Origin of the sequence: Brucella rhizosphaerae, assembly GCF_002252475.1 — a bacterium.
GTDB classification, from domain to species: Bacteria; Pseudomonadota; Alphaproteobacteria; order Rhizobiales; family Rhizobiaceae; genus Brucella; species Brucella rhizosphaerae.
Window position 1 is genome coordinate 494,705 of record NZ_NNRK01000026.1, and the last position, 14,628, is coordinate 509,332.

Consider the following 14,628-nt stretch of genomic DNA (forward strand, 5'->3'; position numbering starts at 1 on the left):
CTCGTTCTTCTTATCAAGTAGACCATGGCCCACTATACTCAGAAACAATCTTTTCCATATCTGCCCTTGGACGTTCCGGCATTTTGTTTTGCGCTGTGCCGATATGCACAAAACCAGCAACGCGCTCATGCGGTGCGAGACCAAGGAATGCCAATGCTGGCGCATCATTCGAATACCAGTTGGTAATCCAGTTTGTTGCGTAGCCAAGTGCATTTGCAGCCGTGCAGAGATTCATTGCGACAGCGCCCGCCGAAAGAAACTGTTCCCATTCAGGAATACGTTCGTGTGCCACTGGCGAAGAAACAATGCCGATGACCAAGGGTGCGCGAGTAAAACGCGCACGCTCCTGATCTTTACGACTATCAGGCAAAGGTCCTTCGCGTTCTTCCGCACGCTCGGCGAGATACTCTCCAACCTTGTGACGCACGTCACCGCGGTAAAGAATAAAGCGCCATGGTGTAAGACGTCCATGATCAGGCACGCGCGCAGCCACTTTCAGCAATTCGTCCAGCTCTGCACCCTGTGGTGCTGGCTCCGAAATGGCGGAAATAGGCGTGGAGCTGCGCTGAGCCAGAAAATCAAACACCGAATGCGTCACGGAAATCCCTCATCACTGAAATCTGCATGTATGACTCCACTTAAACAAGGAGCGACTTCTTCTCGCGCGACATCATCAAGGTGTAAAGCCAAAAATCTGTGACAATACAAATCGAACATATTTAAATTTGCCATGATAACGGTCGATTTGGCCTTGAATTCGACACCCGCTTGGGTTCAAAACATCATCATGTCAGATATTCTGGGTCTGTTTCGAGCAAGCAGTGCAAAATCATCGCGCAGCAAGTCATTTGTGGCGACGCTTTCGTTTGTCCTGATCGCTTCATCCGCGCTCGCACAAGGCCCTGGTGGACCTGGTGGGCCCGGCGGCGGAATGGGCGGTGGCTTTGGCGGAGGTCCGCAAGGCAACCCGGGTAGTGGTTTCAAACTGCCCAGTTTTCAGCTTGAACTACCTGCACCTGCCCCCGTACAAGCACCTTCCAATAGCAATGGCGCGGTACAGACAAACAGCATAAATGGTCTGCCGGACTTTCCGGAGCCAAAGCTGAACTTGCCGGCGCTCAGCCCCTATGCGAGCCCAACAAGCCCTGAGAATAATCCACTGATCAAAACGAGCGAGCTGGATCTGAAAGCGCGTCTCAATCAAGATGGACCGGATATTTCAACCGGACTGGTTTGGCGCGTCTTTGCGCCTGAAGTCGGCCCGGACGGGCAGTTGGCACTGATCGCGTCTTCAAAAGGTGGCAGTGCGGTGTTCAATCTGCCAGAAGGCAGCTATCTCGTCCATGCAGCTTATGGACGGGCTGGTGCAACCAAACGCATCACCCTCACCCAAGCCAGCCGTCATGAAGTTATGACACTGGATGCAGGCGGCATGAAATTGAGCGCTGTTTTACCAGATGAAGGTAAAATCAAAGGCGATCTTGTTCGCTTTTCGATTTATGCTGACGAGGACAATAATGACCGGTCTCTCATCGTACCCGACGTCAAGCCGGATACGATCATCAGACTGAACAGTGGCATCTATCACGTCGTATCAAATTACGGCACGGCAAATGCCACCATCCGCGCAGACATTCGCGTTGAAGCTGGCAAACTGACCGAAGCTACGGTTCAACACCGCGCTGCTGACATTCTTTTGAAGCTGGTACGCGAAAAAGGCGGCGAAGCGCTCGCCGACACGTCATGGTCAATTCTCAATGCTTCCGGTGACGTTGTTCGGGAAAGCGCAGGCGCCTATTCCTCAATGGTTCTGATTGAAGGCGACTATGTTGCAGTCGCCAAGAACAAGGATCGGATTTATCAGCGCGACTTCAAAGTGACTTCCGGAGCGAATGACGAAGTTGAAGTCGTTGCCAATCGCGAATCCGAGGCGTCTGACAGTGGTTTCTCGTCGCAAGATTGATACGAAATTATTTTGAAAAAAAGGCCCGCTTTCGCGGGCCTTTTTCTTATTTTGCATCGTTCTTCAAACGCACCAGATCGGGCGGTGTTGCTTCTTCCGAAAGCCGGGCAATTGCTTCATCAAGCGTCATCGACTCCTGGGCCTGAGACCCGAGACGACGCATATTGACCGTCTTTTCTTCCGCTTCACGCATACCGCAAACGAGGATGACCGGAACCTTCTGCAGCGAATGTTCGCGAACCTTGTAGTTGATCTTCTCGTTGCGTGCATCTGTTACGACCTGCAAACCAGCTGCCTTGAGCTTCGCGGCAACTTCTGCTGCATAACCGTCTGCTTCGGAGGTAATCGTCGCAACGACGACCTGAATTGGAGCAAACCAAAGCGGCATGTGTCCAGCAAAGTTCTCGATCAGAATACCGAGGAAACGCTCCATCGAGCCGCAGATTGCGCGATGGATCATGACCGGCTGGGTCTTTTCCGAATTGCTGTCGATGTAGAATGCACCGAAACGCTCTGGCAGATTGAAGTCCACCTGCGTGGTACCGCACTGCCATTCACGACCGATCGCGTCTTTCAGCGTATACTCAAATTTCGGACCGTAGAAGGCACCCTCACCCGGTAAAATACCAGTCTTGATGTCTTCAGACTGTTCCTTAATTTGCTCGAGAACCGTCATCATCACGCTTTCAGCGCGATCCCACAATTCATCCGAACCAACGCGCTTTTCAGGACGTGTCGAAAGCTTGATCGTGATCCCTTTAAAGCCAAAGTCCTTATAGACCGACAGAATAAGATCATTGATCCGCAAGCATTCCGAAGCCATCTGCTCTTCTGTGCAGAACACATGCGCGTCATCCTGCGTGAAGCCGCGAACCCGCATCAAGCCGTGCAAAGCACCCGATGGTTCATAGCGATGCACATTGCCAAATTCTGCAAGCTTTATAGGCAGATCGCGGTAAGACTTAAGACCATGCTTAAATATCTGAACGTGACCCGGGCAATTCATTGGCTTCAGCGCAAACACGCGATCATCGTCGGTGTCGTCACCGGCAACGGTCACCTTGAACATGTTATCGCGATACCAACCCCAGTGACCTGAAGTCTCCCAAAGCGACTTATCCAACACCTGTGGCGCATTCACTTCCTGATAGCCATGGCTATCGAGGCGGCGGCGCATATAGCTGACAAGCGTCTGGAACATGCGCCATCCCTTGGCGTGCCAGAACACAACGCCCGGGCCTTCTTCCTGAAAATGGAACAAGTCCATTTCGCGGCCAAGGCGGCGGTGATCACGCTTTTCGGCTTCTTCAAGCATATGAAGATAGGCCTGAAGATCATTGTCGTTGGCAAATGCTGTACCGTAGATCCGTGTCAGCATCGGGTTATTGGCATCGCCGCGCCAATATGCGCCCGCAACCTTCATCAGCTTAAACGAATTGCCAATCTGGCCAGTGGACGCCATATGCGGACCACGGCAAAGATCGAACCATTCACCCTGATTATAAATCTTGAGGTCCTGACCTTCGGGAATCGCGTCGACGAGCTCAACCTTGTAGCTCTCGCCCTTATCAGCAAAAACCTGCTTGGCCTTCTCACGCGACCAGACCTGCTTGGTGAAAGGCTTGTTGCGCTGAATGATTTCGCGCATCTTCTTTTCGATCACAGGCAGATCATCTGGCGTGAACGGTTCATTACGCGCAAAATCGTAATAAAAGCCATTCTCGATGACTGGACCAATCGTTACCTGTGTTCCGGGGAAAAGTTCCTGCACGGCTTCAGCCAGAACGTGAGCCGTGTCATGACGGATCAGTTCCAGTGCACGCGGGTCTTCGCGGGTCAGAATTTCGATAGCACCGGAAGCGCCAAGCGGATCGGAAAGATCACGCACGGTGCCGTCTACGGCATAAGCCACGGCTTTCTTTGCAAGCGATTTGGAGATTGATTCTGCAAGTTCGGCACCGGTTGTGGCGGCATCATATTCGCGCACCGAGCCATCGGGAAATTGCATGGAAACATTCGACATCATATTCTTCCTTTATCCAGTCCCGCCAACGATTGCGGGTGGTTTACGCACGAAGCAGCTCAGCATCAATATAAGTACAGAACTGCCCATTTGCTGCTCTACATTTCGATAAAATGCTTGTGCAACTCTGAATGAAGACTGGCTATTAATCTTTTTTCGCCTGTCCGTAAAGCAAAAGCGCCGTGGCAAACTGCATCACGGCGCTGTCGAAATTCCTGAAACTGGATTGATTCAGTTACGGATTGCTAGACAGGGAACGCCCTGCTGCTTGAGCTTCATGCAGGTCTTCTCAGCCGCTTCCGAATCCTTGAACCCTGTGAAACGTACGCGATAAACCTTACGACCGCGCGGAGCTGTCGAAATCTCAGCCTTCGTGCCAGGAACCAGACGATCTACAATCGGCAGATACTTGGCCTGCAATTCATCTGCACCTTTTCGCGACGGCGTCACACCAACCTGAACGCGCCATGCAGACATTGCGGATTTCACCAGAAAGCCACCATCGCCCTGCTCAATCTTGGAATCGTCGATCATGTCGGCGACAGCATCGACCTTCGGCTTCTGAGGCTTAAGCGGCGAGATAACCGGCAATGGCGTCTGAACTGCCGCAACAACTTCTTCTGTAGCGGTCCCTGAGCCTTCAGTTCCAAAGCGGGTTAGCAGTTTTGCCATCCGATCATCACGCTCACGCGACGAACCGGCACCAAGCACGACGCCAACGAGATGCTTGTCGTTGATGATTGCGGATGAAACGAGATTGTAACCCGAAACATCAGTATAGCCGGTCTTGATCCCGTCAACGCCCTGATAGCGGTACATCAGGTTGTTGTGGCCATTGAAAGGGCGGCCCTTATAGGTAAACGAACGCTGTGAAAACAAGGCGTATTCCTGCGGGAAATCACGGCGGAGCGACATACCAAGCACGGCCATGTCGCGTGCGGTCGTCAACTGGGTCATCTTTGCGGTCAAGCCCGATGGATTGGCGAAATAAGTGCTTTTCATGCCAAGGTTTCGGGCTCTCTGCGTCATGAGACGACCAAAACCTGCTTCCGATCCACCCAGATATTCGCCAACAACGGTAGCAGCATCATTTGCTGAAACGATGACCATGCCGCTGACAGCATCGCGAACAGAAATAGTCTCGCCCGCTTTAAGATACAGCTTCATTCTGACTTTAGCCGCTGCATTCTTGGAAATGGGCAATTCATCATCCCAATTCAGTCGGCCGGTCTTGAGCGCTTCAAAAGTAAGGTAAAGCGTCATCATTTTGGCCAATGACGCAGGAGCATGCTGCTCAGTTGCATCGTCTTGTCCCAGAACGATACCGGTATCGGCATCGAAAACCACCCATGAAACATTCGCCATGGCGTTGGTGGAGCATATAATGCTGGCACCAAGCGCAACACCGGCTACGAGCAGGGAGGTGCGGGACGACAATTTTCGCATATTGACTCACAAGAAAAGAAAGCTGGATGCAAATGAAGGTCAATTGCGGCGTCAAAAAGACGCCCGATCAACCCGATTTCCTTTTCCGCATAAAACCGATTTATTATTAACGAACTCTAATCAAGCATGATTAACTTAACAGTTTTTTATCTGCCTGATAAAAATACTGCATCAGTTTTTGGGTGAGGAAACTCGCCAGTAACGCCACGGCAGATACCATCGGTAATAGACAGGTAAGTCTTTTGGCACTGGGTCAAAGCCGTGTGTACCCATCGGCCCGCAGCGCATAATCCGAAATAGCCCCATCCAGCTACCATTCCACAACCCATACCGAGCAACGGATTCGTAGGTATATTCCGAACAGGTCGGCATATGGCGGCAGGAATTACCGATGAATGAGGAAAGTGTGAGCTGATAAAGTCTTATCAGGCTTGTTCCAAGCACTCTGCCCGGTGTTTTCCGCCACGGATCGGTAAAGTTGCGGGTCTGACGCTTCTTGGCTATCGCAGCGTTGCCTGAGTGATCTTTCCCGCAGCTGCACATATTAGGGCCTGTAGGGAATTAGGTTTCGGGCGTGGCGTGCACCGGATTTTGTTTCTGAATAGGAGAGCAAACCGCCTTGGAGTGTATCTCCACAAGGTCTGCTCGACGTATTGAGGGAGAAAATCCGCCACGTCCTGAAAGGATATGTTGAAAATAGCCCAGCCTGGCGTCGCAAAACCTCGATGGAGAACCACTCCACCTTCAGTTCTCCTCCTAAATCTGTGCAATTTTCATCCATACCACGCTCCAAAACTAATGCCCCGCAGCCCCTAGGCGGCTTGCACCTTTTCTTCTATCTGGCGAATGCAATCGACAACCGCATCGAACGTCAAAAGCGTCGAGGCATGGCGTGCCCTGTACTCGCGCACTGGCTCAAAATATTTCAGATCCTCAAACCGGCCTTCTGGTGCCGGGCCATTTTCTTTGAGCATTTTATACATGGCATCGCGAGCGGCCCTCAGTTCTTCTGATGAACAACCGATAATATTCCGTGCCATAACCGATGATGACGCCTGCCCCAATGCGCAAGCCTTCACCTCGTGTGCGAAGTCTGTGACAACATCATCAGCCATCTTGAGATAGACGGTGACCGTCGATCCGCACAATTTCGAGTGAACGGTTGCAACCGCATCAGGGGCTGCAAGTCGCCCTATGCGCTCGATATTCCCTGCAAATTCAAGGATACGTTTGTTGTAAACATCGTCGATCATTTAGACAAACCTTCCGTCATGCCGGATAAAAACGAAAATTTGTCGCCCGGTAACGGTTTGAAGTTGCATTTTCCTGTCTATATAATAGGCAAGTCGTGACTGCGCCATGGACAGATTATCACATGGTTATGAGCAGCCGCACGATTATCCGTCCGGCAGCTTGGTGTTGCCGGATCAATACATCGCCCGCTCGCAAAGCGCATCGTTGTATTGTCCGTTTAACTCGTCTCCTCCCCGAAGGAGACTACTGGAGAATACTGATGGACGCTCGCATCCTTAAAATCGATGACGAATCCAATCTGCCCGCAGATTTGCCAAAGCCAACACAGGCCGAAGCAGAAGCTGCTGTGCGCACACTTCTTCGCTGGGCAGGAGATAATCCTGACCGTGAAGGGCTTCTCGACACACCAAAGCGCGTCGCCAAATCCTACAGCGAACTTTTCGGCGGTTATGCTGAAAACCCTGAGGATGTTCTTGGCACCACTTTTGAGGAAGTGTCGGGTTATGATGACATGGTGCTTGTGAAGGACATTTCCTTCTTCTCGCATTGTGAACATCATATGGTGCCGATCATTGGGAAGGCACATGTCGCCTATCTGCCCGATGGCAAGGTGCTTGGCCTGTCGAAGATTGCTCGCGTCGTTGATATTTTTGCCCGTCGACTGCAAACGCAGGAAAGCATCACTGCACAGATCGCCAACAGCATTCAGCGCATCCTCAAGCCGCGCGGTGTTGCGGTCATGATCGACGCTGAGCACATGTGCATGGCAATGCGTGGTATTCGTAAGCAAGGTTCGAGCACGATTACAACGACCTTCACTGGCACTTTCAAAGAGGAAGTGAACGAACAGGTTCGTTTCATGAGCCTTATTCGCAAGTAAGACAAATAATCAGGCGCAACAATGAGCATTTTTCCTGCCCAGCCCTCAGACAAGAACGCGATTGAAGAAGGCGCGGTTTTTATGCCGCGCTTCGACGCATCCGGCCTCATCACTGCAGTTGTAACCGATGCACGTGACGGCGAATTGCTGATGGTCGCGCATATGAACGAGGAAGCGTTGCGCCTGACACTCGATACAGGCATCGCCCATTACTGGTCTCGCTCACGCAGCACCCTTTGGAAAAAGGGCGAAACCTCTGGCAATCTGCAAAGCGTGATCGAGCTCCGTACCGATTGTGATCAGGACGCACTCTGGCTCAAAGTCAGTGTTGCTGGTGACGGCCCCACCTGCCACACAGGCAGACGCTCCTGCTTTTACCGTCAGGTTCAGTCTGAAGATGGCAAGGTCAGCCTCTCGATTAAAGACTCCTGTGACCACGAGCACTGATCCTCTGTCACGATCTATAAACTCACTCAAATCGATGTGATGGCGCGATTTTCTCTCGCGCCTTCATTTTGCAGCATTTATTGTTTCGATACAGTGTTTTGATAAATTAAAGCGGCGTGCGCCCCATTGGACGTACAAAGGCCGCTCTAACAGATCAAATCCGCTGCATAATTCCTTGAACTAATTCAAGTTGAAGGAATTATGCAGCAGGCGAAACTAGAGGTGCTCAGTCGATATGCTCGCATGGGGTCAAAGGCGCAAGGCAGCGAATACGCAACCCTTGAAGCCCGAAGAAGAAATCATCGACCTGCCGCAAGTACGGCACGAACCACGTCGCATTGCACTTGCTTTGGGCGGAGGTGCTGCTCGTGGCTGGGCGCATATTGGCGTCTTGCGTGCACTCGACGAAGCTGGCATCGAAATTGAAATGATCGCCGGCACGTCGATCGGCGCGCTTGTCGGCGGCTGCTATCTGGCAGGCAAGCTTGACCAACTTGAAGAATTCGCACGCAGCCTGACGCGGCGACGTATGTTCAATCTTCTCGACATTACATTTCGTGAAAGTGGTTTGTTCGGCGGCATGAAGCTCGACGGGCGCATGCGCGAGCATCTCGACGGTCTGCGTCTTGAAGATCTGGACCGCCCATTCGTCGCTGTTTGCACCGAATTGCGTACTGGCCACGAAATATGGCTGTCCACGGGGCCTCTCGTCGAAGCCATGCGCGCGTCCTATGCCCTGCCCGGCGTGTTTGAACCAGTACGTTGGCAGGAACGCGTGCTGGTCGATGGCGCACTGGTTAACCCTGTGCCTGTTTCGGTTTGTCGTGCCTATGAACAGCGGCTCGTCCTTGCCGTAAACCTCCACTACGACCAGTTCGGCCGCGCAGCTGTTATCAAACATGCGCAGGCACGACAGGACACGCTTAGTGAAACCATCCATGGAGAGAAAGAAAGCCGTCTCGGCATTACCGGCGTAATGATGGAGGCTTTCAACATCATTCAGGACCGTATTTCGCGTGCCCGTCTGGCTGGTGATCCGCCAGACGTGTCACTGATGCCGACAGTCGGTCAGATTGGTTTAGCGGATTTCCACCGCGCTTCTGAAGCCATAGATATCGGCTATGCCGAGACGATGAAGCGTCTGGAAGACATCAAACGTCTTCAGGGCATAAGTGGCTAGGCTCAGCAACAGATTCGCCTGGCTAGTCCACGAGTATGCGGAAGTTGAGTTTTTATGAAGTTTTCAGAAAACGCACCACTCTGAGAACTTATTGGCGGCCTCGGAAAAGAGGGCTCTTTTCGCCGAACAATTTCGATATTTCGGCTTTTTCCCATGCTTTTTCAAAAAGATTGGCAGAAGTCCAAGAATAGGCTTGTGCCTGTCGGATCGATTTGCTAGATGCCTCCTCGCTGACATTGTTCAGCTCTACCACGTGCGGTCGTGGCGGAATTGGTAGACGCGCAGCGTTGAGGTCGCTGTGGGGCAACCCGTGGAAGTTCGAGTCTTCTCGACCGCACCATTCTCTTCCCAAATTTATGAATATGCTTATGACGAAGCTCTGCGATCTGGTTTATATGCCAGAGAATGCGGAGCTTTTTGCGTTTTAAAATCATACATTTAAGCACATCATAAATTTATTTCATTCTATTGTGCTGAAGTGAAAGAATGGCCTTGTGTAGTCGAAACCGATTTGCTACATCGCCACTCGCTGACATTGTTCAGCTCTACCACGTGCGGTCGTGGCGGAATTGGTAGACGCGCAGCGTTGAGGTCGCTGTGGGGCAACCCGTGGAAGTTCGAGTCTTCTCGACCGCACCATTCTCTTCCCGAGAACAATCAGAATTTTGTGCTGTAGCTATGAATAGCTTCTCCATTTGAAGCTGTTATGTTGGCTGTCCAAATACTGTATTACGTCGAGCAGATGTTAATCTAGGATGGGAAGTTAATATGAAAATCAGCGCTCGAAACCGCCTTAAGGGCACAATTGTCGATGTCACCAAGGGTGCAACCACGGCTCACGTCCGAATCGACATTGGAAATGGTGTCGTTGTCACCTCATCCATTACGAATGAAGCCGTAGACGAACTTGATCTCAAGGTTGGTAAGACGGCTTATGCAGTCGTCAAAGCGTCGGACGTGATGGTTGCAACCGACGACTGATTAAATACAAATAACCCCGCACGAAGCGGGGTTTATTGTTTCAAAAGTTCAATCACACTTCGCTACTATGCTCGCCAAGGTTGGGCGAGCGCTTGTCCAACTTTAATTCAGCATCTGAGAATCGAATTGGTGTGCGCAGACCCGGCACACCATCAGGATCGATTTTCATGTTGCGCGCGATGAATTGCGGATCGGCAAAGACATCCGCTACCGTATTAATTGGCCCAGCTGGCACGCCAGCCTTTGCAAGCGCTGCGAGAAGATCGCCCCGTAACCATTGCTTTGTACGCTCTTCCAATAAAGCGGTGAGCGTATCGCGGTTTGCCACACGCGAAGAATTGCTGAGAAAACGAGAATCGCTCGCAAGCTCGCCAATCCCCAGCAAAGCTGTAAGTTTTGCAAACTGCCCGTCATTGCCACAGGCTATGATGAAATAACCGTCCGACACCGGCAGCGTCTGATAAGGCGCAATATTGGGATGAGCATTGCCCATCCGCTTTGGCGAAATGCCGGAGGCAAGATAATTCATCGCCTGATTGGCGAGAACTGCCGACATGCAGTCAAACAACGACATATCGATATGCTGACCCTTGCCAGTGCGCTCGCGCATGATCAGGGCCGACTGAATACCAATGACGCTGTAGAGGCCGGTGAATATGTCTGCAAAGGCCACGCCAATCTTCTGCGGTTCACGGTCCGGCTCTCCGGTCAGGTCCATAATGCCGCCCATGCCCTGGATCATGAAGTCATAACCCGCGCGTTCAGCATAAGGTCCGGTATGGCCAAATCCGGTAATCGAGCAATAGATTAGTCGTGGATTGTTGGCCTTCAGGCTCTCATAATCGAGGCCGTATTTATCAAGACCACCGAGTTTGAAGTTCTCAATCACCACATCCGCATCGGCAACAAGCTTACGCACAAGCTCCCTGCCCTCATCGGAGCGAAAATCAGCCAGAATCGACCGCTTGCCCCGATTGCAGGCGTGAAAATAGGCAGCTGACTTTTCGCCTTCCACGTCAATAAATGGCGGTCCCCATTTGCGTGTGTCGTCACCTTCGGGACTTTCCACCTTTATAACGTCGGCGCCAAGGTCGGACAGCGTCTGCCCGACCCAGGGACCAGCCAGAATGCGGGCCAGCTCAATGACTTTCAGACCCGCAAGCGGTGTATTCTGCATTTCTAAAAACCTTCTTGAACTGAAAAACGATCTTAAAAAGAACGATCAAAAGAAGGCCTGAATGCCTGTCTGCGCCCGTCCAAGGATCAGCGCGTGAACGTCGTGCGTGCCCTCATAGGTATTAACGGTTTCAAGATTCTGCGAATGGCGCATGACGTGATATTCGATCTGAATGCCGTTTCCGCCATGCATGTCGCGAGCCTGACGCGCAATATCGAGCGCCTTGCCGCAATTGTTGCGTTTAACGATGGAAATCATCTCAGGTGCCATCTTGCCTTCGTCAAACAGACGGCCAACGCGGAGCGAAGCTTGCAAACCAAGCGCGATTTCGGTCTGCATATCTGCGAGCTTCTTTTGGTAAAGCTGCGTTCCAGCCAGTGGCTTATCGAACTGCTTACGATCAAGGCCATACTGGCGCGCACGGAACCAGCAGTCTTCTGCAGCACCCAATACCCCCCATGAAATGCCATAACGAGCGCGGTTGAGGCAGCCAAACGGGCCCTTCAGGCCCGAAACATTTGGCAGGAGAGCATCTTCAGATACTTCCACGCCTTCCATAACGATTTCACCTGTAACGGACGCACGCAATGAAAGCTTGCCGCCGATCTTCGGAGCAGAAAGACCCTTCATACCCTTTTCGAGCACAAACCCACGGATCGCATTGTCATGTGCGGACGACTTGGCCCAGACCACAAACACGTCAGCAATCGGCGAATTGGAAATCCACATCTTGGAACCGCTGATGCGGTAGCCGCCATCAATCTTGTCGGCACGGGTTTTCATGCCAGCAGGGTCAGAACCTGCATCCGGTTCGGTCAAACCAAAGCAGCCGATCAGCTCACCAGACACCAGACCTGGCAAATATTTCTTACGCTGCTCATCAGAGCCGTAAGCGTAGATCGGATACATGACGAGCGACGACTGCACGCTCATCATTGAGCGGTAGCCAGAATCAATACGCTCAACTTCGCGTGCAACCAGACCGTATGAAACATAGCCCGCATTGGCGGCACCATATTCTTCTGGAAGTGTGACACCGAGAAGACCGGCCTGCCCCATCAAGCGAAACAGATCCGGGTCAGTTGTTTCGTCGAGATAAGCTTTTTCAATGCGCGGCAACAGAACGTCGCTCGCAAAAGCCTGAGCCGAGTCGCGGATCATGCGCTCATCTTCGGTCAATTGCTCATCAAGCAGAAACGGATCTTCCCAGTTAAATACGGCACGCGACATGAATAATCTCCTCGAATTCAGTTGCACCGACTATGACGCGGCATTTTCTGACATGCAACGAACGTTTACTCATCAATCTATTCCGTTTAGTAATAGATGATGACTTCACTATCGAGACGCCTTCTACCTTCGACGAGCGCGCTTTCTGCATTTGATGCGGTCGCGCGACATGAGAGCTTTTCTGCTGCTGCAGAGGAGCTTTCACTGACGCAAGGTGCAGTCAGTCGCCAGATTGCCACGTTGGAAGAACAACTTGGCGCGGCCTTGTTTGATCGCACCAGTCGCCATGTCGTTTTAACCGATGCCGGGCGCGCCTATCTGAATGCTATAAGCCCTGCCCTTGCTTCTATTCGTGGAGCTTCGCTGCAGGTCATGTCGCATATGCGGGGCGCGACGCTCAATCTGGCATTCTTGCCCACATTTGGAACCCGCTGGTTGATCCCACGCATTCCACGTTTTGTAGCGCAATACCCTGATATTATTTTGAATTTTGCAACGCGTATCGGTCAGTTTGATTTTGAACGAGAGGGACTGGACGCGGCGATACATATCGGTCTGCCGGATTGGCCCAATGCCGATTGCACGTTTTTAATGGAAGAAATGGTCGCGCCTGTGTGCAGCCCGGCTTTTCTGAAGCATCATCCGGTTATCGCACCCGCGGACTTATTGCGCCTGCCGCTTTTCAACATGGCATCACGACCGGGCGCGTGGAACCACTGGTTCAAAAGCCTTGAGATAGCAGCACCAGTCACGAGCGGAATGCGCTTCGAGCAGTTCTCGAATGTCTCTCAGGCGTGTGTCGCTGGTCTTGGAATTGCGCTTATGCCACTCTTTCTGATAAATGCTGAAATTGAGAGCGGACAGCTTGTTGTAGCCTTTGATCACACTGTCAAAAGCCCAAGCAGCTATTACTTTGTGACGCCGCAGGCGCGCGCAAACACGCCTGCTGTCAAAGCATTTCGCGACTGGCTTCTGACCGAAATCAATCGCGAGTTTGATCCTCACGCAATCGAATTGCTGACAATCTCATAGGATCGAAGACGCTTCTGATGGTCAAAGATCATGCCCGTCACCATCAACTCGTCAGCACCTGTGCGTTCGGCAAATTCGCGAATGCCCTTCTCGACGGTTTCTGGACCACCCACGACACGGCATGAAAGCATCTGGCGAACCAATGCTTGCGCGGCTGGATCGAGCTGCTCCTGATAACCTTCAACAGGCGCAGGCAGCTTACCCGGACGGCCGCTGCGCAGATTCACGAAAGCCTGAAGCTGCGACGTAAAAAGATGATGCGCTTCTTCATCCGTATCGGCAGCGATAACATTCAGTCCCAGCATCACGTAAGGCTTTTGCAGATATTCCGATGGCTCGAAACGATCGCGATAGAGTTCGACGGCACGCTCCATATCAGCAGGGGCGAAATGAGACGCAAAACCGTATGGAAGCCCGAGCATCGCAGCCAGTTGCGCGCCGAACAGGCTGGAACCGAGAATCCAGACCGGGACATTCAGTCCGGCGCCGGGAACAGCTTGCACGCGCTGTGCCGGATCGACCGGCTTGAAATAATTGAGAAGTTCCACGACATCACGCGGAAAATCATTAGCGCTGCTTTCAAGATTGCGGCGCAGCGCATGCGCGGTAAGCTGATCGGTCCCCGGAGCGCGACCGAGTCCCAGATCAATACGCCCCGGAAAGAGCGAAGCCAGCGTACCGAACTGTTCGGCAATAACCAATGGCGAATGGTTCGGCAGCATGATGCCGCCCGCACCCACGCGAATCGTGGACGTACCCGCAGCCACATGGCCGATAACGACCGATGTCGCGGCACTGGCAATCCCGGGCATGTTGTGATGCTCGGCCAGCCAGTAACGCGTGAAACCGAGCCTTTCGGCCTGTTGTGCCAGTTCCAACGTGTTGCGCAACGACTGACCGGCATCGCTGCCTTCAGGGACGGGTGAAAGATCGAGAACGGATAAAGGTATCATGCTTGCTCATATGGTGTGGAACAGTTGGGATGCAAACTCATCCCAACAAAAAGGGCGGCCCA

Annotated in this window: 14 protein-coding genes and 2 tRNA genes; 8 read left to right on the top strand and 8 right to left on the bottom strand. The window is 52.2% G+C overall.

Translation table 11 applies throughout. The features are described 5' to 3' along the window. Positions 1 to 13: 13 nt before the first annotated feature. Positions 14 to 598, bottom strand: coding sequence for a nitroreductase family protein (locus CEV32_RS11760; protein WP_094577298.1), 585 nt, complete (start codon positions 596 to 598; stop codon positions 14 to 16). Positions 599 to 931: 333 nt separating this feature from the next. On the opposite strand from CEV32_RS11760, the gene CEV32_RS11765 reads away from it, so the two are divergent. Beyond that, entirely contained in the window at positions 932 to 1,963 is a 1,032-nt protein-coding gene (locus CEV32_RS11765; protein WP_374882585.1) for a hypothetical protein, read from the top strand. A 46-nt stretch (positions 1,964 to 2,009) separates the two neighbouring features. Here the strand turns inward: CEV32_RS11765 and thrS are convergent, their stop codons facing one another. The 4 genes from thrS to CEV32_RS11785 all read right to left on the bottom strand — a co-directional run bounded on the left by thrS (position 2,010) and on the right by CEV32_RS11785 (position 6,685). Next, positions 2,010 to 3,989: a threonine--tRNA ligase gene (gene thrS, locus CEV32_RS11770; RefSeq protein WP_094577299.1), complete on the bottom strand. Its 1,980-nt coding sequence runs from the start codon at positions 3,987 to 3,989 to the stop codon at positions 2,010 to 2,012. A gap of 228 nt (positions 3,990 to 4,217) precedes the next feature. Further along, positions 4,218 to 5,432: a D-alanyl-D-alanine carboxypeptidase gene (locus CEV32_RS11775; RefSeq protein WP_094577300.1), complete on the bottom strand. Its 1,215-nt coding sequence runs from the start codon at positions 5,430 to 5,432 to the stop codon at positions 4,218 to 4,220. A gap of 171 nt (positions 5,433 to 5,603) precedes the next feature. After that, positions 5,604 to 5,975: a membrane protein insertion efficiency factor YidD gene (gene yidD, locus CEV32_RS11780; protein WP_094577301.1), complete on the bottom strand. Its 372-nt coding sequence runs from the start codon at positions 5,973 to 5,975 to the stop codon at positions 5,604 to 5,606. A gap of 269 nt (positions 5,976 to 6,244) precedes the next feature. Further along, positions 6,245 to 6,685, bottom strand: a complete 441-nt coding sequence (locus CEV32_RS11785) for an iron-sulfur cluster assembly scaffold protein (protein ID WP_094577302.1) — start codon at positions 6,683 to 6,685, stop codon at positions 6,245 to 6,247. A gap of 260 nt (positions 6,686 to 6,945) precedes the next feature. On the opposite strand from CEV32_RS11785, the gene folE reads away from it, so the two are divergent. The 6 genes from folE (at position 6,946) to CEV32_RS11815 (ending at position 10,174) form a co-directional block, all read left to right on the top strand. Continuing rightward, positions 6,946 to 7,566 carry a GTP cyclohydrolase I FolE gene (gene folE, locus CEV32_RS11790; RefSeq protein ID WP_094577303.1) on the top strand — a complete coding sequence of 207 codons (621 nt, stop codon included), beginning with the start codon at positions 6,946 to 6,948 and terminating at the stop codon, positions 7,564 to 7,566. 21 nt (positions 7,567 to 7,587) lie between these two features. Next, positions 7,588 to 8,013, top strand: coding sequence for a phosphoribosyl-AMP cyclohydrolase (hisI, locus tag CEV32_RS11795; protein ID WP_094577304.1), 426 nt, complete (start codon positions 7,588 to 7,590; stop codon positions 8,011 to 8,013). Between the two features lie 235 nt (positions 8,014 to 8,248). Continuing rightward, positions 8,249 to 9,193, top strand: coding sequence for a patatin-like phospholipase family protein (locus CEV32_RS11800; protein ID WP_094577305.1), 945 nt, complete (start codon positions 8,249 to 8,251; stop codon positions 9,191 to 9,193). Positions 9,194 to 9,448: 255 nt separating this feature from the next. Continuing rightward, positions 9,449 to 9,533: transfer RNA gene (locus CEV32_RS11805), tRNA-Leu, on the top strand. Between the two features lie 214 nt (positions 9,534 to 9,747). Beyond that, positions 9,748 to 9,832 (top strand) — tRNA-Leu (locus tag CEV32_RS11810). A 129-nt stretch (positions 9,833 to 9,961) separates the two neighbouring features. Next, complete coding sequence (locus tag CEV32_RS11815; RefSeq protein WP_094577306.1) at positions 9,962 to 10,174, top strand: TOBE domain-containing protein; 213 nt, start codon at positions 9,962 to 9,964, stop codon at positions 10,172 to 10,174. Between the two features lie 52 nt (positions 10,175 to 10,226). On the opposite strand, the gene CEV32_RS11820 is transcribed toward CEV32_RS11815, so the two are convergent. Further along, entirely contained in the window at positions 10,227 to 11,351 is a 1,125-nt protein-coding gene (locus tag CEV32_RS11820; protein WP_094577307.1) for a CaiB/BaiF CoA transferase family protein, read from the bottom strand. 45 nt (positions 11,352 to 11,396) lie between these two features. Next, positions 11,397 to 12,581 carry an acyl-CoA dehydrogenase gene (locus CEV32_RS11825; RefSeq protein WP_094577308.1) on the bottom strand — a complete coding sequence of 395 codons (1,185 nt, stop codon included), beginning with the start codon at positions 12,579 to 12,581 and terminating at the stop codon, positions 11,397 to 11,399. A 99-nt stretch (positions 12,582 to 12,680) separates the two neighbouring features. Here CEV32_RS11825 and CEV32_RS11830 point away from each other — a divergent pair, with 99 nt between their 5' ends. Next, on the top strand, positions 12,681 to 13,613 hold the full coding sequence (locus CEV32_RS11830) for a LysR family transcriptional regulator (protein ID WP_094577485.1): 933 nt from the start codon (positions 12,681 to 12,683) through the stop codon (positions 13,611 to 13,613). On the opposite strand, the gene CEV32_RS11835 is transcribed toward CEV32_RS11830, so the two are convergent. Next, on the bottom strand, positions 13,583 to 14,566 hold the full coding sequence (locus CEV32_RS11835) for an LLM class flavin-dependent oxidoreductase (protein ID WP_094577309.1): 984 nt from the start codon (positions 14,564 to 14,566) through the stop codon (positions 13,583 to 13,585). The two genes, CEV32_RS11830 and CEV32_RS11835, sit on opposite strands and share 31 nt — an antisense overlap. Positions 14,567 to 14,628 lie beyond the last annotated feature (62 nt).